Source organism: Protofrankia sp. Cj5 (genome assembly GCF_917627405.1).
Classification (GTDB): domain Bacteria; phylum Actinomycetota; class Actinomycetes; order Frankiales; family Frankiaceae; genus Protofrankia.
In genome coordinates this window covers 58265-80781 of the sequence record NZ_CAKJTO010000006.1, presented here as the reverse complement: position 1 = coordinate 80781, position 22517 = coordinate 58265, and the positions used below count along the sequence as shown (strand labels likewise).

Sequence of the window (22517 nt, the reverse complement as noted above, 5' to 3'; positions counted from 1 at the left end):
TCAGTCGGCTCCCAGCACCAGGGCGCCTTCCTCCGCAGCCTTGCCGGATCGGGCGCGGATGAGCCGCTCACTGATCGAACGCCTTATCCTCGGGCGCTCTAAAAATCAGGCCTACAGGGAGCGGCTGTAGGCGTCGAAGGCGCGGGTCGCGAGTTTCCCGGCTATCGCGGCGAGCCCGGTGAGGCAGCAGAGGTAGATGCTGACCGCCAGCCAGTCCGGGTCGGTCGAGCCGGCCTCGCGGGCGGCGCTGACCGCCCAGTCCACCGGGTTGACCCGCGCGATGGTCTTCATCCAGCCCGGCATGAGGTTCCGTGCCATGATTGCCGATGACATGAACGTCAACGGCAGGATGGCGAAGTTCACCGCCGCGATCAGGACGTCCTCCTTCCGCACGAGCAGGGCCAGCGCGTTCGAGCAGGCCGCGACCGTGACCGCGACCAGCGACGCGGCTGTGAGCAGGACGGCCGGGCCGACCAGGCCGTTGCGGTAGTGGGTCCCGACGGCCCAGCCGAGCAGCATGATGATGACCGACTGGATGGTGGTGACCACCACCTGGTAGACAAGCGCGCTACTGATCAGCGCGGATCGCCGGACCGGTGACGTGAGCATCCGGTCCATGACCCCGCGATCGATGTCGACGATGACCCGCATGCCGGACCAGCCGGCTGAGAACAGAGCGCTCATCACCACGACGCCGGCAGTCAGGAAATCGAAGTAGGATCCGCTGCCGAAGCCGGGAACATCGACGACCCGGCGGAACAGCGAACCGAACAGGGGCAGCCAGACCACGGCCTGCACGATCGTGATCGCCAGGTAGGCGGGCTGGCGAACCAGCGCACGCAGCTGCCGCACAGTCAGCCAGCGCAGCTGGCTGCCGGCGGACGCCGCGTACTCCGTTGCGGGCGACGGCGCCGGCCGGGAACCTGAAGCATCCACCCCACGGCCGGGGCGGAGCGTGCTGTCCATGGCAGCCGCCCCGGTGACCGCGTTGCCAGACCAGGTGGTGGTGCCGGTGCCGCCTGACATCACGCCACCTCCTTTTTGCGCGCGACGCCCTGTTCCCGGCCGTTCGTGTCGTCGGTACCAGCACCAGTACCAGCACCGACGCCGGCCGGGCGCGGGCCGGTCCCGGCGGTGGCCCTGAACCGGTGGCCGACATGGCGCAGGTAGACGTCATCCAGTGATGGTCTGGCGATCGTCGCCGCGATGACCGTGGTGTCCACCTGTTCGAGAGCGGCGAACACGGCGGGCAGGGACGACGCGCCGTTGGTCACCCGGCTGTGGACCTCGCGACCGTCCAGCGTGGTCTCGGTGACCCCGGGAATCCCGTTGAGGGCCATGGTGATGCCCTCCGCGAGAGCGGCGTCGGGAACGGTCGCGAGTTCCAGGCGGACGGCGTCTCCCCGCAGTTCGCTCTTGAGTTCGTCCGGGCTGCCTTCGACAAGGATGCGGCCGCCGTCGATGATGGCGACCCTGGACGCGAGCCGGTCCGCCTCCTCCAGGTAGTGGGTGGTCAGCATGATTGTCAGGCCGTCCGCCGCGAGTGAACCGATTTCGTCCCACATCTGCATGCGTGCGTGCGGGTCGAGCCCGGTGGTGGGTTCGTCGAGGAACAGCACGCTGGGCCGGTGCACCAGCCCGACGGCCACGTCGAGCTTCCGGAGCATGCCGCCGGAGTAGGTGCGCGCTGGGCGGTCGGCGGCCTGGGCCAGCTCGAACCGGTCGAGCAGGTCGGTGACCCGGGTGGCCAGTTCGGCGCGGGCAAGCCCGTGCAGGTGGGCCGCGAGCGCGATGTTCTCCCGTCCGGTCGCTTCCAGGTCGATGCCGGAACGCTGCGTGACAACACCGATCCCCTGTCGCACCTGGCCGGGATGGGCGAGGACATCGATCCCGGCCACCGTGGCCCCGCCGGAGTCAGGACGCGAGAGCGTGGTGAGGATTTTCACCGTGGTGGACTTGCCGGCCCCGTTCGGTCCCAACAGGCCGAATACCGTGCCCGGGGCGACCTGGAAGCTGAGACGGTCCAGCGCCCGGACGCCACCTCGGTAGTGCTTGACCAGGTCGGACGCCTGGATCGCACAATGCCCGCCGGAGCCCACGAACATGGCTGTCGCCGTGGGGATGGCTGTCGCGGGCATGGACATGGACATGGACGCGACCGGGCCAGGCGCCTGGAGCAGCTGCGTGGTGGAGCTGCCGGTCGGTCGCGCGGCTTGCGCTGGAGCCGGGTCTGAGGTCATCGGTCCCCCTGAACTTCCTGAACCTGTGGGATGACGGGCGACAGAACGTGGTTCGTTGTTCACGTGATCGGTCTCCGGCTTCGATCGTGCGGGCCGGGCGTTCCAGCGGCGTCCCCGGGCGCGGCGGACGGCGCTGGCGGTGCCGGTTGTTCCCAGGCCGGCCAGGGGCTGGCGCCGGCCGGGCCGGCCTGCGCGGCGATGGCTCGTTCGGTCGTGTTCAGGACTGCGTCGGCCGCGGATCCCGTGTGGCCGCCAGCCCGCAGCGCCCGGACGACGACGTCGCGGATTCGGTCCGGTTCGGTCTCGCGAGTGTGGATGGCATCCCATATGTGGATGCCATCCAGTGTCCGTTCGGAGATCATCTTGATGAGCTCGTCCACGTAGCGGAGCTCGGCCTGGGCCAGCGCGCTGACGAACCCGGTTTCCAGCATGAACAATCGGGGCAGGCCTTCGCGGACGGTGAGGGCCTGCCCCGCGCGGGCGTGCTCGATCTGGAGCATGAGCCGGCTGCGGCGTTCGGTGAGCAGCCGGACGGCGTCTTCTGGCGTGAGCACGGCCAGCATGGACAGCGCCGCCTCGAAGCGCAGGTACTCCTTCGCGGGTGTGCTGACAAGCTCGGACATCCAGTCGTAGAGCTCGGTTCGACCAGCGGTGGTGATCTCGTAGATGGTCCGCTCGGGCCGCCGGCCTTCGCGAACGGTCTCCCGTGCCCTGATGTAGCCGCCACGGGCCAGCGACTCCACCACGGTGTAAAGCGAGCCGTAGGTCAGCTTGATGCTGTTTTCCTTGTGGCGCTCACGCATCGTAGTTGACATTTCGTACGGATGCATGGGCCGTTCGTTGAGCAGCGCAAGCACAGCCAGTGCCAACATGTTTGCCGGCCGTTGATGTGCCATGCTCCCACCACCTCGGCTCCGATTACTCGGAAGCGAGTATCCGAGGCGCGAGCGCTGGCTGTCAATCGGGCAGGTGGCTGCTTGGAGCGGCTGGCGGTGGTCAGCAGCGCTGGCTGGTACACGGAAAAAATGTGGATCATTGATGATGGCCGTGGGCCGTGGGCCGTGGGCCGTGGGCCGTGGGCCGTGGGCCGTGGGCCGTGGCGCCGGTGCGGCGTGTTCGCTGGACCCGGCGGCGGACTCTCGGAATGCTCACAGGCGCGGGCCAGGTGCATCAGCCGAAAGCCGTGGACGCGATCCCTGTCTCGAGTGGCAACAACCGGACACACCGGCCGTCTGGCGCGCTACGCCGAGCGCCGCACGGCTGGCTGCGTCATGCTCACAGATGCGTCGTGACACAGCCGGTGCGGGTGGGCTCGGCGGTGCGCCCGCACCGGCTTCTGACCACCGGGCTGGTTGGCGTTTCCGTACACCGAGCCGCCGCCGGTGGGCGGCTGGGTTATCCCCCGCCCACCGGCGGCTCCCTCCCAACAATCATCAATGGTCGGAGTGCGGGCACATCGTGCGGCGGCGCGGTGCGGACCTGCGAGGATCGGTGGTATGCCAGTCGGATCCGAGGCTCCGGCCTCCCAGGAGTTGTTCCGCCGCGCGCAGCGGGTCATCCCAGGTGGGGTCAACTCACCGGTCCGGGCGTTTCAGGCTGTTGGCGGCACACCGCGCTTCATGGTGTCCGGGGATGGCGCATACCTCACTGACGCGGACGGTCGCAGGTATGTCGACCTGGTCTGCTCGTGGGGGCCGATGATTCTTGGTCATGCCCACCCGGCGGTCGTCGAGGCGCTGCGGGCGGCGGCGGCACGTGGTACGAGCTACGGCACGCCGAGCCCGGGTGAGGTCGAGCTGGCCGAAGAGATCGTGTCAAGAGTGGCCCCGGTCGAGCAGGTCCGGTTGGTCAACTCCGGGACCGAGGCCACCATGAGCGCGCTGCGGCTCGCGCGGGGTTTCACCCGACGTTCGAAGATCATAAAGTTTGCCGGCTGCTACCATGGTCATGTCGACGCCCTGCTCGCCGCGGCTGGTTCGGGAGTGACGACCCTCGGCCTGCCGGAAACACCGGGCGTGACTGCCGCCACCACAGCGGAAACGATCGTCGTGCCCTACAACGACCTGGGCGCCGTCGAGGCGGCATTCATCCGGTATCCTGACGAGATCGCCGCTGTCATCACCGAAGCCGCCGCCGCCAACATGGGAGTTGTCCCGCCGCTGCCGGGTTTCAACGCCGGAGTGCGTCGGCTTTGTGACACCTACGGGGCATTGTTCATCCTGGATGAGGTGATGACCGGTTTTCGGGTCGGGCCGGCCGGCTGGTGGGGGGCGGAAGGCGCCGTCGAGGGATGGGCGCCGGATCTGTTCACCTTCGGCAAGGTCATGGGCGGTGGGCTGCCCGCGGCGGCCTTCGGCGGCCGGGGTGAGGTGATGGCCCAGCTCGCCCCGGCCGGACCCGTTTATCAGGCCGGGACGCTGTCGGGCAACCCGCTGGCGGTTGCCGCGGGTCTGGCCACGCTGCGAGCCTGCGGCCCGGAGGTGTACACGACGGTTGACACGCGCGCCGGTGATGTTGCCGGCATCGTGTCGACAGCGCTGACCGAGCAGGGCGTGCCGCACCTGCCCAGCAGCGCCGGTTCGCTGTTCAGCGTGTTCTTCACCGACGCGCCGTCCGTCATCGACTACACCGGGGCGCGGACCCAGTCGAGCGCCCGCTACGCGGCGTTCTTCCATGCGATGCTGGACGCCGGGGTGTACCTGCCGCCGTCCGCTTATGAGGCGTGGTTCGTCTCGGCGGCACACGATGACGCCGCTGTCGAGCGGATCGCCAACGCCGCGCCGGCGGCGGCGCGGGCCGCGGCCGGCGTCCCTGAGCCGGTGCCGGCAACAAGCGCTGGAGGGCCGCGCTCATGACGCGGACGGGCACTGACACCGCTGACACCGCTGACACCGCTGACAGCACTGACACCCCGCTGACGACCATCCACCTTGTCCGTCATGGTGAGGTCTTCAATCCCCAGAAGATCCTTTATGGCAGGCTGCCCGGGTTCGTGCTGTCCGAAGCCGGCGCGCGCCAGGCCAAGGTGACCGCGGAGTTTCTTGCTGATCGTGACATCGCTGTTGTTGTCGCCAGCCCGCTGGAGCGGGCGAGACAGACCGCCGCGCCGATTGCCGCCGCCAGCGGTGTCGCAGTCGAGGTCGACCCACGCCTCATCGAGAGTCGCAACGTCTTCGAGGGCAAGCCGTTCGAGGCCGGGCCGGCCCTTGTCCGCTACCCACGGATGTGGAAAATTCTGATCAATCCGTTCGAGCCGTCCTGGGGGGAGCCTTACACTGAGATCGCTGGACGGATGCTCGCCGCCGTCGCCGAGTGGCGTGCGGCCTTCCCCGGCCGGGAGGTGGTCCTGGTCAGCCACCAGCTACCTGTGTGGACGACCCGCCGCGCGCTGGAGGGCAGCAGGCTCTGGCACCGTCCGGACCGTCGCCAGTGCGCGCTCGCCAGTGTGACGTCGGCGGTGTACTCCGGCGATCGGCTGGTGCGGGTCGACTATGCCGAGCCGAACGGCCCGACCGTCAACCAGGCCGGTTCTGTCGGTGCCTGACCTGCCCGTGGGCCTTCGCGGCTGTCCTCGGACGCTCCGGCAACAGGGGATGCGGCGTCGCGGGGCCAGGGCACGCGCCTCGCGCCATCGCTCCCCATCCATCGCGATCCATCGCCGCGCGACGCACGTCGGTTGCCACCCACCACCTCCGGCGGCTCCCCGGGCTGCCTCGCGACGCACGCATCCCAACCCCGTTCCTTGATTTGATCGGGTTGGGGACATCGGGGGGCCGGGCAGCGGCGGCGCCCGCAACCTACGCTTGGGGCCGAGTTCTACAGTGGGTCGTAGGTGAGACCGGGTCCGATGCGTGTGACGGGAGTGAGTGTGAACGGGCGGCGGAGCGTGACAGCGGCATCGGGGATGCCTGCCGCCTGGGCCGGGCGGGCGCGGTGGCCGGGTCCGCGTCCACGTCCACGTCAACATGCGTCGCTGGTCATCACCGGTGCGCTGTGCGCGCTGCTCTGTGTGGTGACTGGCTGTTCCAGCGGGACCGACAGCGTGGATCAGGCTGCTGGTGGTGGGTTCGGTTTTGTCCAGCAGGCGTCCAACTCCGACTTCGTCCCGGTCGAGAACCGGACGCCGGCCCCGATCCTCACCGGGCCGACCGTGACCGGTCCCGAGCTGGACCTCACCAGCTACCGCGGGCGGATCATCGTCGTGAACTTCTGGGCGTCGTGGTGCGCGCCCTGCCGCGCGGAAACGCCCGGTCTGGTCACGATGGCCGCCGACAATCCACAGGTGGCCTTCGTCGGTGTGAACGAGAAGGACAACCTCTCCGCGGCGAAGGCGTTCATCCGTGACAATGGGGTGAACTATCCCAGCATCATCGACCGGATCGGCACGCTCGCCGCGCGCTGGCCGGTGCCGCCCGGCCTGCCGTCCACCTTCGTGCTGGACGCCAAGGGCCGGCTCGCGGCCCGGTTCACTGGTGGAGTGCTCCCGGATGAGCTGATGCCCATGCTCACCAGGCTGCGGGCGGAGACGTGAGCGTCGCGTCGTTCGTCACCGATGGACCGCTGCTGCTCGCTGTGCCGGTCGCCGCAGCGGCCGGGCTGCTGTCGTTCCTGTCCCCGTGCGTGCTGCCGTTGGTGCCCGGATACCTGTCGTTCGTCACCGGGTTGTCGGGCGAGGATCTCGCGATCGGCCCGGCGCCTGGCACCGGCCGGGCAACCGCCTTGGCCGCCCTGGCGGTGCCGGGTGTGCCGGGTGTGCCAGCCGGGCCGGCGGCGGCCGGCGCTCCGGGGGCCCCGCTCGAGGTCGCGGCCCCGCCCCGGGCCTGGTCTCGGTTGCGATCACGCCGCCGGGCGGGCCGGGTCACCGTCGGAACCGGCCTGTTCATCGCCGGTTTCACCGCCGTCTTCGTCAGCTACGGCGCCGCCTTCGGCGGGCTGGGGCGATGGCTGACCCTGCACCAGGTAGGCGTCAGCCAGATCCTCGGCGTGGTGACCATCGTCATGGGGCTGGCGTTCGCCGGTGTTTTCGCGCGGGTCCCGCTGGCCAACCGGGAATGGCGCATCCACCGCCTGCCCGCCCCGGGCCTGCTCGGCGCGCCGCTGCTCGGAGTCCTGTTCGGGGTCGGCTGGACGCCGTGTCTCGGGCCGACTCTCACCGCGGTGCTGGGCCTGGCCGTACAGAGCGCGACCGCCGGCCGAGGCGCGCTGCTGTCCGCCGTCTATTGCCTGGGGCTGGGGATACCCTTCCTGATCGTGGGCCTGGCTTTCCGGCGGGTCGCTGGTGCGCTGGCCGCGGTGCGCAGGCACGCGCGGACGCTTACCCTCTTCGGTGGCGTCCTGCTCGTCGGCGTCGGGCTCCTCCAGCTCACCGGCGCCTGGGCTGATCTGATCGCGGCTGTCCGCCCCTACGCGCCGGGTTTCGGGGAGACTCCGCTGTGAGCCAGCCGACGGCGCCCACGACCGTGCCTGACGATGTGCGTGCGCAGGCATCGCCACCGCCGTCTCAAGCGTCGGGCGGGCCGGATGCTGCCGCGCTGGATGCTGTCGGGCCGGATGTTCGTGGCGCCGGCCCTGTCCGAGGCCTCGGCTCCGCGCGCCGGGTCTCCGCGCGGTGGGGCCCTGGGCGGTGGGGCCCCGCGCGGTGGGTCATCGTGCGGATCCGGCGGCTTTGGCATCAGCTGACCAGTATGCGCACCGCGTTGTTGCTGCTGTTCCTGCTGGCGCTCGCGGCCGTCCCTGGTTCCCTGCTGCCACAGCGGTCGCTGAACCCGTTGAAAGTCGAGCAGTACTTCCGTGACCACCCGTCGCTCGCGCCGGCGCTGGACAGGGTGTCCGCGTTCAACGTGTTCGGCGCTCCCTGGTTCGCCGCGATCTACCTGTTGTTGTTCATCTCCCTGATCGGATGCCTGTCGGCCAGGGTCCGCTGGCATGCCAGAGCGCTGGTGGGACGCCCGCCGCGGGCACCGGCCCGGCCGAGCCGGCTGACCGGAGGGCAGACGTGGGACACCGCGCTCACCCCGCCGGAGGCGATCGAGGCCGCGCGGGTGGTTCTGCGGCGGCGGCGGTTCCGGTTGGCCGTCGCCGCCGAGGGCGCCACCCGGCCCGATGGCAGCCCCGACTTCTCCGTGGCGGCGGAAAAGGGGTACCTGCGCGAGACCGGAAACCTGATTTTCCATATCGCGCTGGTCCTCATGCTCGTCGGTGTCGGGCTGGGCTCGTGGTTCGGCTATCAGGGCACGGTCCTCGTCATCACGGGGGACGGGTTTGCGAACACGCTGGTCTCCTACGACCAGTTCAGCCGGGGCAGGCTTGTCGACCCCGCCGGTGGCCTGGCGCCGTTCTCCCTGACCATGGAGAAGTTCACCGCCTCCTACCAGCCGACCGGCCAGCCGGCGGACTTCCGCGCGACGGTCGCGTACGCATCCGGGCTGCGCGAGCCCACCCGTGTGGCTGAGATCCGGGTCAACCACCCGCTGGCGATCGGCAGCGCAAAGATCTATCTGATCGGGCACGGATACGCGCCGCACTTCGTGTTGCGTGACGCTGCCGGCGGGGTTGTCTGGGAGGGCTATCAACCGTGCACGCCCCGGGACGCCATGTTCACCTCCACCTGCACATTGAAGATCGGCGATACCGGGCTCGCGCCGACCGGACCCACCCGTGAGCCGCGGCAGCTGGCATTCAGCGGCGTGTTCACGCCCACCACCGAACTGGACCGGGCGCGCGGCTATGTCTCGACCTACCCGGCGGCGAACGCACCCGGCCTGACGCTCACCGGCTATGTCGGCAACCTGCACATCAACGAGGGCATCCCGCAGAACGTCTACTCGCTGGACACCCGTGACATGCGTCAGCTCCGGCTGAACGGGCCGCTCGGCGATGATCGCGCGGCGCAGGTCCTGGCGCTGAACAACCCGAAGCAGCGAACCGTCACCGGTCTGCCCGGCGGGATGTCACTGGAGGCCGACGGCGTGCGCGAGTTCGCGACATTCCAGACGAAGTCGGACCCGTTCAAGGGCTGGGTGCTGGTCGCGGCGATTGCCATCATCTGCGGTCTGCTGGTGAGCATGCGGGTCCGCCGCCGCCGGGTCTGGGTGCGGGCGCGCCCCGCGGCCGGCACGGGCGTAGGAACGGGTGCGGATGCGCATGCGGCTGCCGCGACCATCGTCGAGATCGGCGGTCTGTCCCGGTCCGACATCGACGGCTTCGCCGCCGAACTGCGGGCGATCGCGCTGGATGCGCGGGCGGCCATGGAGACGGACCCCCGGCTGGTGGACTCCAACAAACAGGAGCTGTGATGCCTGTCAACTCCGGTCTTGCCGCGTTGTCCGATCATTTTCTCGGCGCGACCATGGTGGTCTACGCGCTGGCGATGCTCGGCTACGCGGCCGAGTTCGCGTTCGGCCGGTTCGGACGGACGAGCGGCGCACCGGCGGTGGAGCCGGTCATGTCATCGCCGTCATCGGCCGGAGCCGCCCGGCTCACGGCTTCCGAACGGGTCCCGGCGATGGCCGGCGCCGGTCTCGGCGCGGCCGAACGCAGCGGGGAGGTCGACGGCGGCGTTGACGGTGGTGGCGTTGACGGCGGCGTTGACAGTGGCGTTGACGGTGGCGGCCAGGGCGGACCCGGCGCGATGACTGATCCGGCGGCGGCACTGGCCGCGGCGATGGCCGGGGATAGCGAGCACCCACCCGGCCCGGCCGGGGTGCGCTGGATCGGCCGGATCGCGGTGGCGCTGACCGCTCTTGGCTGGCTGGCTCAGGTGGGTTCGGTGACGGCTCGTGGCTTTGCCGCGCACCGGGTGCCGTGGGGGAACATGTACGAGTTCTCATCCATGATCACGTTGGTCGCGGTGTCAACCTACCTGGTCATGCTGGCGCGGACCCGGGCTCGTGTCCGCTGGCTGGGTGTTTTCGTGATGTTCCCGGTGGTTCTCTATCTGGGTTTCGCCGGCACGGTGCTCTACGTCGCCGTGGGACCGCTTGTCCCAGCGCTGAACTCCTACTGGCTTAAGATCCACGTGGCCGCGGCGATCGTCGCCAGCGGCGTGTTCATGCTCTCGGCGGTCACGACCGTCCTGTATCTGCTGAAGGACCGCTGGGAGAACCAGCTGGCCGCTGTCGCCGCGGGGCGGGCCGGCGCGTCCGCCGCGATGCGCAAGCGTGGTGGCATCATGATGCGTCTGCCCACGGCCGCGGTCTTGGACCGCATCACCTACCGGGTGATCGGGCTGGCGTTCCCGATCTGGACGTTCGCGGTCATCGCCGGGGCGATCTGGGCGGAGGCGGCCTGGGGCCGTTACTGGGGCTGGGACCCGAAGGAGACCTGGTCGTTCATCACGTGGGTGATCTACGCCGCGTACCTGCACGCCCGGGCCACCGCTGGTTGGAAGGGCAACAGGGCCGCGGCGATCTCACTGTTGGGTTTCAGCGCGTTGTTCGTGGATTACTACCTGGTCAATCTGGTGATCTCCGGGTTGCACTCCTACGCCGGGGTGAACTGACAGGCCCGGCCCGGTGCGAGACCCGCTCCGCGAGTGGCCAGGGCGTTCGAGCGGCGGATCGGGGACGGGCTTTTCAGGTCCGGGAGGTACCGTCGCCATCCCCGCGACGGATCCGTTCGGACAGTTCGCGCAGGAACTCGGGGTTGTCGTCGGGGGCGACCGATGGCGGTGCCGGGCCTCGGCGCGCCCAGGGAAACTGACGCCCGGCGGAGATCCTGTCCGGGGCACCCCAGCGGATGCCGGGGCGCTCCGTCCAGGACGACCGACCGCCCCATGCCGGATGATCACTGTTCCGCGCGGCGCCAGCGCCACGGCGTGGGCGGCCCAGCAGGAACCAGGCCACAGCGCCGACGACCTCGAACAGAACGATGATCACGATCCAGGCGAGTTTGGGGAGCGTACGGACCGAGGCGGCCGGGGTCACGGCCGCGTCGACAATCGCGTAAACCCAGAACCCGAGAACTACCAGCGTCAGCACGAGCCCGACCACCGTACCGCCGCCCCCTTACCCGATCGCGCCAGCTGTCAGAACCTCATGGAGGCCCGATTTACCTGCCCGTACCGTACCGGCCGGTTGTGGTCCATCAGGCCCAGCGGTCATGTCCGCCGTTGTTCGACCGTACCGTCAACCATTCCCCCCGCAGCGGCGGTGCGTCCGCCCGGGGCAACGGGGTGGGACAGCCATACCCCCGTCACACATCCGGTACCGATGCCGCAGCCGGATGCGTACCCGCGGCTGCCGCGCGTCCGCGGCAGTCCCAGCGTGCTCCCGGTGAGCACGAGAGCTCTCCCGTCTCCTCCCGTCTCCCCTTCCGCCTCGAACGGCAATGCGGCCGGCCGCACCGCCCGCTGCAAGGATGGTGGCCATGGCCTGGGCGGATCTGCGCGCGTTCCTCGCTCACCTCGAGCGTCACGGCGACCTGCGGCACGTCCGCGTCCCAGTCGATCCGGTCCTGGAGGTCACTGAGATCGTCACACGGGTTGTCCGGGACCGCGGACCCGCGCTGCTGTTTGACCGGCCGGCCGGTGCCGACATGCCATTGGCAATCAACGTCTTCGGGACGGAGCGGCGGATGGCCGCGGCGCTGGGAGCCAGCAGCCTCGACGAGATCGGCGACCGGATCGCCGCCATGCTCAAACCCGAGCTGCCTGTCGGGCTCACCGGGCTGCGCGAGGCCCTCAGCAAGGCCGCGGCGCTGCGGACAGTGCCGCCTCGCATGGTCCGCACCGCGCCCTGCCAGCATGTTGTGCTCAAGGGCCCGGATGTCGACCTGTTCCGGCTGCCCGGGGTACATGCCTGGCCAGACGATGGCGGCGCCTTCCTCAACCTCGGCCTTACCCACACGAGGCATCCCGAGACGGGCCAGCGCAACCTGGGCATGTACCGGCTGCAACGCCACGACGCCCGGACGGTCGGGATGCACTGGCAGATCCACAAGGACTCCAACGCCCACCACGCCGTGGCCGAGCGCCGTGGCGAGAAGCTGCCGGTCGCCATCGCGTTCGGCTGTGACCCGGCGGTGACCTACGCGGCGTCCGCGCCGCTGCCGGCGGAGATCGACGAGTACCTGTTCGCCGGGTTCCTGCGCGGCGAGCGGGTCGAGATGGTCGACTGCCTGACGGTTCCGCTGCGGGTGCCCGCAAACGCCCAGATCGTGCTGGAGGGCTGGCTGGAGCCCGGCCAACGGCGTCCAGAGGGGCCGTTCGGTGACCATACGGGCTTCTACACGCCGGTCGAGCCGTTCCCCGCGCTTCGGGTCGACGCCATGACCATGCAGCGTGACCCGGTCTTCCAGACGATCGTCGTGGGTCGCCCACCGCAGGAGGACGGCCCACTCGGCAAGGCGACAGAACGGATCTTTCTGCCGTTGATCCGGATGATGATCCCGGAGATAGTCGACTACGACCTCCCGGTCGAGGGCGTCTTCCACAACTGCGCCATCGTCTCGATCGACAAGCGCTACCCCAAGCACGCGCAGAAGGTCATGCACGCCGTCTGGGGCGCCGGGCTGTTGTCGCTGTCCAAGCTCGTCGTCGTCGTCGATGCCGATTGTGACGTCCACGACTACTCCGAGGTGGCCTGGCGGGCGTTCGGCAACGTCGACTACGCCCATGACCTCCTGACCACGATCGGCCCGGTCGACCACCTCGACCATGCTTCCTACGAACAGTTCTTCGGTGGGAAGATCGGCGTGGACGCCACCCGCAAGCTCCCGGCCGAGGGATACCGTCGCGAGGGCGGCTGGCCCGCGGAGGCCGTGATGGATCAGGCAACCAGGGAGCTGGTCGCCCGTCGCTGGAAAGAGTACGGACTGTAGAAAAGCCTGCGAAAAAGAGTACGGACTGGTAGGAGTGCCCGGCAGGAGAAACGCCCGGTAGCAGGGAAGCGATGGGTCCCCGGCGCGCGGCGAGGCGGATGGAGTTGATCGCTGGTGAGTGAAGCGGCAGTTGCCCCGGAGATGCCGGGGCCGGCTCCGGCACCCGACGGTCCCGTTCGCGCCTTCCTGCGGGTGGTGGTGATCGAACATTCGGTGTTCGCCCTGCCGTTCGCCTATGTCGCCGCGCTCACCGCGTCCTTCGACATCTCCCGCTCGGTGCACTGGCTGGACATCGGTCTGGTGACCATCGCGATGGTCGCGGCCCGCACCTTCGCGATGGCCACCAACCGGATCATTGATCGCAAGATCGACGGACGCAACCCGCGGACGGCCGGACGTGAGCTGGTCACCGGCGTCGTCTCGGTGCGCACCGCCGCGGTCGGCGCGGCCATCGCGCTGGCGGTCTTCTGTGCCGCGGCCGCCGCGCTGTCCTGGCTCTGTCTGGCGCTCGCGCCGCTCGCGGTCATCCCGCTGGTCGTCTACTCCTATTCCAAGCGGTTCACCAACTTCCCACACGTCGTTCTCGCCCTGGCCCAGGCGGTCGCGCCCATCGGCGCCTGGATAGCCATCACCGACCACTGGTCGTGGGCGGGAGTCGTCCTCGGGGCCGCGGTCGGCGCCTGGATCGCCGGCTTCGACCTGATCTACTCCTGTCAGGATGCCGAGATCGACCGCGGCATCGGTGTGGGGTCGGTGCCGGCTCGGTTCGGCGTTCAGGCCGCGCTGACGGCATCGATCGTCACCCATGTGGTGACGTTCGCCTTCTTCGTCGTGTTCGGGCTGATGGAGAACTTCGGCGTCTGGTGGTGGGCCGGCATCGCGGTGACCGCCGCCGCGTTCTGTTACGAGCACGCGATCGTCTCCGCGGACGACCTGTCGCGCGTGAACCGGGCCTTTCTCACCGCGAACGGTTTCGTCGGCATCGCCCTGTTCACCTTCGCCACCATCGACCTCGCCGGGCGCGGCCTGGCCTGGTGACCGGTGTAACGGGCCCGGTGAGCGGCGTGGGACGGGCCGCGGCCGGCCCGGACGTCGGCGAGCCGCGGCGACCATGGGTGGTGGGCGTCAGCGGTGCGAGCGGAACGCCATACGCGGCGTCGGTGCTGCGTGGCCTGCTGACCGCTGGTCTGCCGATCGATCTGATCGTCTCCCGGGCCGCCCGCCTCACGCTGCTCGACGAGACGGGCCTGGCCTGGCGGGACAACGCCTGGCCGCAGGCGTTGGCGAGCTGGCTCGGCGTCGGCACGGCCGCCGCCGTGTCACGGGCGGCGGAGACGGGCTGGCTTCGGCACTGGTCGCCGGGTGACCTGGCGGCCGGCCCGAGCAGCGGCTCCTACCTGACGCGAGGGATGATCGTCGTTCCGGCGAGCACCGCGGCGGTGGCCGGGATAGCCCTGGGCCTGTCCAAGGACCTGCTGCAACGAGTCGCCGATGTCACGTTGAAGGAACGCCGCACGCTGGTCGTCGTCCCCCGGGAGATGCCGTTCACCCGCTCGACGCTGCTGCACATGCTGTCGCTGCACGAGGCGGGCGCGGTGGTGGCGGCGGCGAGCCCCGGCTTCTACGCGGGCGCGACCGACGCGCAGGCGCTCGTGGACTTCGTCGCCGGCAAGGTCCTGGACGTGGCCGGCGTACCCAACACCCTCCTGCGCCGCTGGACGGGTGAGCTCGGCGCCGCCCGCCGCCCGTCCTCATGACCGGGCATCCGACGGTGTCCACCGCCCGAGCCGTACCGTGAACTCGCGGCATCCGTAGTTGATGTCAGGCTGGGGATTGAGGCAGGTATGGCGCGCAACAACACGAGGAAAAGCCCCGCGGCGGCACCGGCGTCCAAGGGCCGGGCGGCGCGCGCGGGCGGCCGGCCGTCGTCAGCACCGTCAGCACCGTCAGCACCGGATCTCCGGGTACAGCTGCCGTACTTCGCCGCCCGGATCGCGGCGCTGATCGTGGTGCTGGCCGTCCTGCTCGGCCTGGACGTCAGCCCGGTCCTGGCGTTGCTGTCCGCTTTGGTGATCACGGGCGTGCTGACCTACCCGGTGGGCCGGATGCAGCGCCGTGCCGCCGAACGCGCCGCCGGGCGCCCGGCCGGCAGGCGCGGCACCAGCGTGGCGGGCCGAGATGTCAGCGAGCGGTGATGCCGAGGCCGATGGCCGCTGATCGGCATTTTTCCCTAGCAAGATCGGCGGATGTTTGTCGTTGGGTACGCCGATCAGGCCGAAAACCGTACCCAACGACAAACACGCGCTGATCATGAAAAGGGCGCCGGCCGCGGGCACGCTGGAGGTTCTGGGCGGTGCCTTGGACGAAGACTGGACGAGGCAGCCGGACAGGCTGGCCTCAGGCCAGTCGCGGGAGCGCGCGGGGCTACCCTCATAGTTATGGACGCCGGGTTCAAGCGTGAGATCGAAGCGAAGGTCGGCGGCGGCGAGCGGCTCAGCCGCGCCGACGGCGAGGCCCTCTACGCCTGCGACGAGCTGGCCTGGCTGGGGGAGCTGGCGCATTCCGTCCGGGTGCGCAAAAACGGCGACGCGACGTACTTCAACGTCAACCGGCATCTGAACCTCACCAACGTGTGCGCGGCGTCCTGCGCGTACTGCTCGTTCCAGCGCAAGCCCGGCGAGGCCGAGGCGTACACGATGCGTATCGAGGAGGCCGTGCGGCTGGCCCGGGAGATGGAGCCCGCCGGCATCACCGAGCTGCACATCGTCAACGGCCTGCATCCGACCCTGCCGTGGCGTTACTACCCGCGTTCACTGCGCGAGCTGTCCAAAGCACTGCCGGGGGTGGCGCTCAAGGCGTTCACCGCCACCGAGATCCACTGGTTCGAGAAGATCAGCGGCCTGCCCGCGGACGAGATCCTCGACGAGCTGATCGACGCCGGTCTGGAGTCGCTGACCGGGGGCGGCGCGGAGATCTTCGACTGGGAGGTCCGCCAGCACATCGTGGGCCACGAGACCCACTGGGAGGACTGGTCGCGCATCCACCGGATCGCCCACGCCAAGGGCCTGCGGACGCCGTGCACCATGCTTTACGGCCATATCGAGCAGCCCCGCCACCGGGTCGACCACGTCCTGCGGCTGCGCGAGCTCCAGGACGCCACCGGAGGGTTCGTGGTGTTCATCCCGCTGCGCTTTCAGCACGACGCGGCTGGCGATCCCCGCAACCGGCTCATGAACCAGCCGATGGCGACCGGCGCTGAGGCGCTGAAGACGTTCGCGGTGTCCCGGCTGCTGTTTGACAATATCGATCACATCAAGTGTTTCTGGGTGATGCACGGCCTGACCACGGCCCAGCTCGCGCTGAACTTCGGCGTGGACGACCTGGATGGGTCGGTCGTTGAATACAAGATCACCCACGATGCGGACGGTTTCGGGACGCCCACCACGATGACCCGTGACGACCTGCTCACCGTGATCAGGGATGCCGGTTTCCGGCCGGTGGAGCGCAACACCCGCTACCGGGTGATCCGGGAGTTCGACGGCCCCGACCCGGCCCGTCGGGATCTTCCCCAGCCGATCGGCGCATAGGCTCCCGCGACATGCAGACCAGCCGACCGGACACCTCGGATGCCCCGGATGCGCGGGCGCCGCGGCCGGGTGCGCCCGCGCATCCCGCCAAGCCGAAGGGATCGGCCGGTATCGGCTCGATCTTCATACTGGCTTTCCTGGTGATTCTTGTGCCAGGCGTGACTGCCTACGCCCTGCTGCGGCTCGCCGGTCTGGCGATCGGCCCGGCCGGGCTGCTCGGCCTGTTGGTGATGTTCATCTGTCTCGGCCTGTATCCGTCCTTGCTGCAACGCCTTGGCTGGGTACGCAGGCGCACCCGTCGCCCGAGATGACATGAGCCGGCCCAGGGCACGGCCGGGACGAGGAGGGCGGACATCGTGGATTTTCGAAGCCGGGCACCTGGTGATGCGGGGCGGTCGCTGCCCGGGTGGCCGTCGCGGCCGCCATCCGCGGCGCCGCCGACGCCACCATCCCGCTCGGGTCTGCTGGCCATCAACGCCCGTTACTTCATGCTGCGAGCGCTGATTTTCGGTGTGGTGCTTGCGGTGGTGCTGCTGCTGGGCGTGAACGGGTTCCTGGCCTTCGCCGTGGCCTTTGTGCTGAGCGGGCTCGTGAGCTATCCGGTGGCGCTCCGCCAGCGTCGCGCGGTGTTCGGCGCCTTGGCGCAACGACGCGGCTGGCTGCGTTGACCGGCGGGCCGGGGCCGGCTCGCCCACGGGTCGGGCACATCCAGTTTCTCAACTGCCTGCCGCTCTACTGGGGGCTGGTGCACTCCGGTGCGCTGCTGGATGTCGAGCTGACCAAGGACACTCCGGACCGGCTCAACGAGGCGTTGGTGAGCGGCGATCTCGATATCGGCCCGATCAGTCTTGTCGAGTATCTGCGGCACGCTGACGATCTTGTTGTGCTGCCCGACATCGCGGTCGGTTCGGACGGCCCCGTCCTGTCGGTTGCGCTGGTCAGCGCCGTCCCACGGGAGCGGATCCGGTCGGTCGCGCTCGGTTCCACGTCGCGGACCGGCGTGCTGCTTGCGCAGATCCTGCTGGAGGACCAGCTGGGGCTGGCCCCGGCCTACGCCAGCATGCCGCCGGACCTGCCGCTCATGCTCCGCGAGGCTGACGCGGCCGTACTGATCGGGGATGTGGCGCTCCGCGCCGTCCACGACGCTGAGCGGGCCGGAAGCACGCATCCGCTTCATGTAGTTGATCTCGGAGCGGCCTGGCGGGACTGGTCGGGACTGCCGATGGTGTTCGCGCTCTGGGCGGTCCGGCGTGACTTCGCGCTGGCCCATCCGGGCGTGGTCAAGGAGGTGCACAGCGCCTTCCGCGGCAGCCTTGACCTCGCGCTCCGCCAGCTCGGCACCGTCGCCAGGCATGCGGCGCGCTGGGAGGCGCTCGACGCGGCCACCCTGACGCGCTACTTCACGGCCCTGGACTTCTCCCTGGGCGAGCGTCAGCTGAAGGGCCTGATGGCGTTCGCCGGCCAGGCCGCGGCGCGCGGCGTCGTCCCAGCACGGACGGGCATCGTGTTCGCCGACGTGTAGAACGGGCCGGCCATCACACGGGCGGTCGAAATGCCCGGGAGAAATCGACCGGCGGGCGGGCGCTGTGTGCCCTGGCTGTCGCGAGCCGCGGGCCATTCCAATCGGGTGTGGGAACGCCAGCGGCATTCGCCTTGCCAGCGCCGGCTGTCGTTCGGTAATCCGCCGCGGCAATCATGCTGGCGAATTCGTCCGGTGTGGGGAAAGCGGGGCAGGCATGGTCGGTGCGGGTGCCGTGGACCGCCGCGTCGATCAGGTTGTTCACCACGAGTATCCAGGCACGCAGCCCCTCATGCCCGGTCAGCTCGGCGAAGACGGCGGCCTCCAGACAGCAGGTGCCGGCCTTCTCGAACTCGTTGCTGTCCAACAGGGCTATCGCCTGTAGTCCCGCGAGATGCCCCGCAATCATGAAGAGGCGGAACTGCTGATGGGGAAGCATGCGGGTCCGCAGGAGAACGTCGGCAAAACGCTGCTGGCCCCGCACGCGAACGGTGATATCGGCGGGGGAGAGCTGTTGTGCGGACGCGATCAGTTCCGTCGCCCGCCGGTCGAGGGCGTCCAGCTTTCGATCGCAGGCCTGGTAGTCGAGCAGGTCGCGTATCCTGCGGCGGGATTCGATCTCCGGGCTTGAATCGCTGTGCGTTCTTTCGGTGCGGGCTTCGATCGCGGCCAGCCGTAGCGCAACGAGAGCGCCGTCCGCCGCCAGGGCCGCGTCGACGGCGGCCAGGACCGGCCGAGCCGGGATACCGCGGCTGGGCTGCTCCAATTGGTCGATGTACCGTCGGCTATAACCAGTGATCCTTGCGAGATCCGCCCGGGAGAGCTCCCGTTCCTCACGTATGCGACGGATCATCCATGGTAGAAGATCCTCCGCGCTGGCTGTGTCGTCACAGCCTCGGTTCCGTCGCAGCATCCGCGCCTGCTTCCTTCTTCCGGGCGGACCGGGCGGCAGGGGCTTGCCTGGCCGGCCCGATCCGTGTCACGTTTTCTGTGTCGGAGGGGTCTACAAAGAGTGATTGATAAAAATCGTGTCACCTTTTGTGACCATGCTACTCCAACGTGCACTAACCCTGGCCAAAGTCTGAAGATTTTTTACTTATCGTCGTATATTTATTACTTAAGAGCGCCTGGCGATAGGGCTGTGGACCAAGGAGCGGGGCTGGGGTGCGCGCATCGCGTGAGGCGGCGCGGGGAGCCACCGGAGGCGGTGGGTGGCGACCGGCGCCGGGGCACCCGTGCGCCGCGCGGGGATGGCTGGGCAGCGATGGCGCGAGGTGCGTGCCCTGGCCCCGCGGCGCGCGTCCCCTGCCGCTGGTCGCTCTTGCCGCCCAGATGCGCGAAAAAGGCTATGACCTGCACACCTTTTGGTTGACGATGATCATTAGAGGTGGGAAGTTGCCGACAGTTGTTGTCGTTGTTACTTCCGGCGCATCAAAGGCAATCCACGGATAACCATTTCACATTGCCGCGTCACTGGCGTCACTGGACTCGTTGCGGATTACGTGCGCATCGCGGCCGTATGGCCCGCCCGCCAGAGCGCCGGGCACGGGGGCTAGCTCGGGAAACCACCCCGAATGACGATGGGCGGGTGGTGCTGGCGTGGCGTAGAACGTCGGATATGGACGGGGAACCGGAGCCGCAGGCCGCCGTTCGTGTCGTGGTGGCGGACGACGCGGATGGTGTGCGCGACCTCGTGTGTCTCCTGCTGGAGATGGAGCCTGACTTCGTGGTCGTCGGCCAGGCAAGGGATGGGGCCGAAGCCGTTGAGGTCGTTTCGCGGACCGGCCCGGACCTCGTGCTGCTCGATGTGTGCATGCCCGTCCTGGACGGCCTCGCGGCGTTGCCCGCGGTACGTCGCGCCGCGCCGGGCGCCCGTGTCGTCATCTTCACGGGTTTCTCCGAGCAGGCTCTCGGCGAGCGGGCGTTGGCGCTCGGCGCGCATGCTCTGATCGAGAAAGGCCTTGCCGCCGACAGCCTGCTCGATCATCTTCGGGACGTGTGCGGCCGTGCCTCGACCCGGGTCGCCGCGGGCGGCTCGACCCGGAACTGAGCCTCAGCGGCTCTGGGCAGCTCTGGGCACGGCTGCTCAGCTGTCGAAAATAGCATAATTCGGGTATTTGTCGGTCACTTTTTGTGAGCGTTTGGTTGTTTTTTGTCAGTTCTGTGCGCGATCACCAACCTGTGGGCGCCCAGTGTGGAACCATAGGGCCGTGACCGTGCGCCCGGGGCTTCGTCTGACTGGCTCAGGCATAACCGGCCTCGGTCCAGACGTCCGTCCAGCGGGTCCTGCGCTGGTCGACTTCCCGCTGGTGGATTCTGCTCTGGTCGCGCGCCTGCACATCGACCTGCTCAGGGTCGCAAGCGCCGCCTGTCCGCGTCACAGCTGACCTTCCCGCGCGCCGGCGCTCTCGGCGCACCCCGCACCCGGCTGCGAGAGACTCGATGACAACCCCCGCACGCTCCCGTCCCACCCGCCCGCTCCGTCCGAAGGGGCAGGGCCAGTGGGCCCTCGGCCACCTTGAGCCCCTCAACCCCAACGAACGGATGAAGAAGGACCAGGACGGCCTCGCCGTTCGGGACCGGATCCTCAACCATTACCCATACACCGGGTTCGCCGGGATCGACCCGCAGGACCTGCGGGGCCGATTTCGCTGGTGGGGGCTGTACACCCAGCGCAAGGAGGGAATCGACGGCGGTAAGACGGCCATCCTTGAGCCTGAGGAGCTCGACGCGCCCTTCTTCATGCAGCGGATCCGCCTTGACGGTGGCCGGCTGACCAGCGATCAGCTTCGTGTCATCGCGGGGATCTCCACCCGGTTCGGCCGGGACGTCGCGGACGTCACCGACCGCCAGAACATCCAGCTGCACTGGATTCGCATCGAGGACGTTCCCGCGATCTGGGCGGCGCTCGAAGGCGCGGGGATGACAACGGCCGAGGCGTGCGGCGACACCCCCCGGGTCATCCTGGGGTGCCCACTGGCCGGGGTTGACGGCGATGAGATCATCGATGCCACCACGGCGATCGAGGAGACCGTCCGGCGTTACGTCGGTGACACATCCCTGAGCAACCTGCCGCGCAAGTTCAAGAGCGCCATCTCCGGCTGCGCCGACCAGTGCACCCTGCACGAGATCAACGACATCGCGTTCGTCGGGGCCGTGCATCCGGAGTTCGGTGCCGGTTACGATCTTTGGGTCGGGGGCGGGCTGTCGACCAATCCCAAGCTCGGGGTCAGGCTCGGCACCTTTGTCGCCGCTGACCGCGTCGCCGAGGTCTGGTACGCGGTGGCGAGCCTGTTCCGGGACTACGGCTACCGGCGGATGCGCACCCGGGCACGGCTGAAGTTCCTGGTCGCGGACATGGGGCCCGAATGGGTCCGGACGACGCTGGAGAAGGAGTACCTGACCGCGCCGCTGCCGGACGGCCCGCCACCGCCGCCGCCGCGTAACGAGGGCCGCGATCACATCGGTATCCACCAGCAGAGCGACGGCCGTCTCGCGGTCGGCTTCGCGCCCCGTGCCGGACGGCTGAGCGGCACCACGCTCACCGCGGTCGCGGACCTCGCCGACCGTTTCGCCGCGGGTCGCATCCGCGCGACGACCACACAGAAACTGGTCATCCTCGACGTCGATCCGGCCGAGGCCGACCAGCTGACGGCGGAACTCGCCGCGCTCGACCTGGTCGTCCGGCCGAGCGTTTTCCGGCGCGGCACCATGGCCTGCACCGGGATCGAGTTCTGCAAACTCGCCATCGTCGAGACCAAGGCGAAAGCCGGGGCGCTCATCGACGAGCTGGAACGGCGGCTGCCCGACTTCGACGAGCCGATCGGCATCCACGTGAACGGCTGCCCGAATGCCTGCGCACGTTTCCAGGTCGCCGACATCGGGCTCAAGGGCTCCCTCGTCCCGGACGAATCCGGGGAGATGGTCGAAGGCTTTCAGCTGCACCTTGGTGGTCATCTTGGCGTGCGGTCGCGGCTGGGCCGCAAGTCCCGTGGGCTGAAGGTCACCTCCGCCGGTGTCGCTGACTACGTCGACGGGCTGCTGCGCGCGTATTCGGCCGGTCGGGACGAGGGTGAGTCCTTCGCGGACTGGGTCGAGCGGGCCGACGAGTCCGTCCTGGCCGCCCCGGCGGATCGAGCCGGTGCCGTGGCCCCGGCCGAGCCTGCGTCCGGGACGTCCGGGGCCGCTGATGGCTAGCGGTCATTCCGTCCCCTTCTACTGCCCGTACTGCGGTGAGGAAGATCTTGTTCCCTATCTTCCGCCCGAGCGGGATGCGGCCAGCGGGTCCGGCCACGGGCAGTGGGCGTGTGGGAGCTGTCGGCGGGCTTTCCGGCTCAGCCTGACCGCTCTCGC

The 22517-nt window shown here is 69.2% G+C and carries 22 protein-coding genes; 17 read left to right on the top strand and 5 right to left on the bottom strand.

Annotated features, from left to right (window positions below):
- Positions 1-111: 111 nt before the first annotated feature.
- The 3 genes from MJ777_RS03235 to MJ777_RS03225 form a co-directional block, all read right to left on the bottom strand.
- Positions 112-1026, bottom strand: a complete 915-nt coding sequence (locus MJ777_RS03235; RefSeq protein WP_239311736.1) for an ABC transporter permease — start codon at positions 1024-1026, stop codon at positions 112-114.
- Positions 1026-2105 carry an ATP-binding cassette domain-containing protein gene (locus MJ777_RS03230; RefSeq protein WP_370651680.1) on the bottom strand — a complete coding sequence of 360 codons (1080 nt, stop codon included), beginning with the start codon at positions 2103-2105 and terminating at the stop codon, positions 1026-1028. The genes MJ777_RS03235 and MJ777_RS03230 overlap by 1 nt, the downstream gene beginning before the upstream one ends.
- Before the next feature lie 194 nt (positions 2106-2299).
- A complete protein-coding gene (locus MJ777_RS03225) occupies positions 2300-3136 on the bottom strand; it encodes a PadR family transcriptional regulator (RefSeq protein WP_239348031.1) in 837 nt (278 codons plus the stop codon).
- Between the two features lie 600 nt (positions 3137-3736).
- On the opposite strand from MJ777_RS03225, the gene hemL reads away from it, so the two are divergent.
- The 6 genes from hemL (at position 3737) to ccsB (ending at position 10740) form a co-directional block, all read left to right on the top strand.
- Complete coding sequence (gene hemL / locus MJ777_RS03220) at positions 3737-5095, top strand: glutamate-1-semialdehyde 2,1-aminomutase (protein WP_239311741.1); 1359 nt, start codon at positions 3737-3739, stop codon at positions 5093-5095.
- Positions 5092-5784 (top strand): histidine phosphatase family protein, encoded by a 693-nt coding sequence (locus MJ777_RS03215; protein ID WP_239372996.1) that lies wholly within the window; start codon positions 5092-5094, stop codon positions 5782-5784. The genes hemL and MJ777_RS03215 overlap by 4 nt, the downstream gene beginning before the upstream one ends.
- A 342-nt stretch (positions 5785-6126) precedes the next feature.
- Positions 6127-6771, top strand: a complete 645-nt coding sequence (locus MJ777_RS03210) for a TlpA disulfide reductase family protein (protein ID WP_239372994.1) — start codon at positions 6127-6129, stop codon at positions 6769-6771.
- Positions 6768-7676, top strand: coding sequence for a cytochrome c biogenesis CcdA family protein (locus MJ777_RS03205; RefSeq protein WP_239372992.1), 909 nt, complete (start codon positions 6768-6770; stop codon positions 7674-7676). Before MJ777_RS03210 ends, MJ777_RS03205 begins: the two co-directional genes overlap by 4 nt.
- Positions 7677-7924: 248 nt before the next feature.
- Positions 7925-9535: a cytochrome c biogenesis protein ResB gene (locus MJ777_RS03200; RefSeq protein WP_239311754.1), complete on the top strand. Its 1611-nt coding sequence runs from the start codon at positions 7925-7927 to the stop codon at positions 9533-9535.
- Entirely contained in the window at positions 9535-10740 is a 1206-nt protein-coding gene (gene ccsB / locus MJ777_RS03195; protein WP_239372990.1) for a c-type cytochrome biogenesis protein CcsB, read from the top strand. The genes MJ777_RS03200 and ccsB overlap by 1 nt, the downstream gene beginning before the upstream one ends.
- Before the next feature lie 73 nt (positions 10741-10813).
- Here the strand turns inward: ccsB and MJ777_RS03190 are convergent, their stop codons facing one another.
- Complete coding sequence (locus MJ777_RS03190; protein WP_239372988.1) at positions 10814-11230, bottom strand: PLD nuclease N-terminal domain-containing protein; 417 nt, start codon at positions 11228-11230, stop codon at positions 10814-10816.
- 376 nt (positions 11231-11606) lie between these two features.
- Between MJ777_RS03190 and MJ777_RS03185 the strand changes: the two genes are divergently transcribed.
- The 8 genes from MJ777_RS03185 to MJ777_RS03150 all read left to right on the top strand — a co-directional run bounded on the left by MJ777_RS03185 (position 11607) and on the right by MJ777_RS03150 (position 18167).
- Positions 11607-13058, top strand: a complete 1452-nt coding sequence (locus MJ777_RS03185; RefSeq protein ID WP_239372986.1) for a menaquinone biosynthesis decarboxylase — start codon at positions 11607-11609, stop codon at positions 13056-13058.
- A 114-nt stretch (positions 13059-13172) separates the two neighbouring features.
- The gene (mqnP, locus tag MJ777_RS03180; protein WP_305039360.1) at positions 13173-14096 is read left to right on the top strand and encodes a menaquinone biosynthesis prenyltransferase MqnP; all 924 of its coding nucleotides are present in this window, start codon (positions 13173-13175) and stop codon (positions 14094-14096) included.
- Positions 14093-14815 carry a UbiX family flavin prenyltransferase gene (locus MJ777_RS03175; protein WP_370652633.1) on the top strand — a complete coding sequence of 241 codons (723 nt, stop codon included), beginning with the start codon at positions 14093-14095 and terminating at the stop codon, positions 14813-14815. Before mqnP ends, MJ777_RS03175 begins: the two co-directional genes overlap by 4 nt.
- 87 nt (positions 14816-14902) lie before the next feature.
- Positions 14903-15253 (top strand): hypothetical protein, encoded by a 351-nt coding sequence (locus tag MJ777_RS03170; protein WP_239372984.1) that lies wholly within the window; start codon positions 14903-14905, stop codon positions 15251-15253.
- Between the two features lie 243 nt (positions 15254-15496).
- Positions 15497-16645 carry an aminofutalosine synthase MqnE gene (gene mqnE, locus MJ777_RS03165; protein WP_239312019.1) on the top strand — a complete coding sequence of 383 codons (1149 nt, stop codon included), beginning with the start codon at positions 15497-15499 and terminating at the stop codon, positions 16643-16645.
- A gap of 11 nt (positions 16646-16656) precedes the next feature.
- On the top strand, positions 16657-16956 hold the full coding sequence (locus tag MJ777_RS03160; RefSeq protein ID WP_239312016.1) for a hypothetical protein: 300 nt from the start codon (positions 16657-16659) through the stop codon (positions 16954-16956).
- A gap of 45 nt (positions 16957-17001) precedes the next feature.
- Positions 17002-17313: a hypothetical protein gene (locus tag MJ777_RS03155; RefSeq protein ID WP_370651695.1), complete on the top strand. Its 312-nt coding sequence runs from the start codon at positions 17002-17004 to the stop codon at positions 17311-17313.
- On the top strand, positions 17310-18167 hold the full coding sequence (locus MJ777_RS03150; protein WP_239312015.1) for a menaquinone biosynthetic enzyme MqnA/MqnD family protein: 858 nt from the start codon (positions 17310-17312) through the stop codon (positions 18165-18167). The genes MJ777_RS03155 and MJ777_RS03150 overlap by 4 nt, the downstream gene beginning before the upstream one ends.
- A 13-nt stretch (positions 18168-18180) precedes the next feature.
- Here the strand turns inward: MJ777_RS03150 and MJ777_RS03145 are convergent, their stop codons facing one another.
- Positions 18181-19017, bottom strand: a complete 837-nt coding sequence (locus MJ777_RS03145) for a helix-turn-helix transcriptional regulator (RefSeq protein WP_308194814.1) — start codon at positions 19015-19017, stop codon at positions 18181-18183.
- A gap of 765 nt (positions 19018-19782) precedes the next feature.
- Here MJ777_RS03145 and MJ777_RS03140 point away from each other — a divergent pair.
- The 3 genes from MJ777_RS03140 (at position 19783) to MJ777_RS03130 (ending at position 22361) form a co-directional block, all read left to right on the top strand.
- Positions 19783-20214: a response regulator transcription factor gene (locus tag MJ777_RS03140; protein WP_239312013.1), complete on the top strand. Its 432-nt coding sequence runs from the start codon at positions 19783-19785 to the stop codon at positions 20212-20214.
- 142 nt (positions 20215-20356) lie between these two features.
- Positions 20357-20551, top strand: a complete 195-nt coding sequence (locus tag MJ777_RS22975) for a putative leader peptide (RefSeq protein WP_370651694.1) — start codon at positions 20357-20359, stop codon at positions 20549-20551.
- A gap of 55 nt (positions 20552-20606) precedes the next feature.
- The gene (locus MJ777_RS03130) at positions 20607-22361 is read left to right on the top strand and encodes a nitrite/sulfite reductase (protein WP_239372980.1); all 1755 of its coding nucleotides are present in this window, start codon (positions 20607-20609) and stop codon (positions 22359-22361) included.
- The last annotated feature ends 156 nt before the right edge of the window (positions 22362-22517 follow it).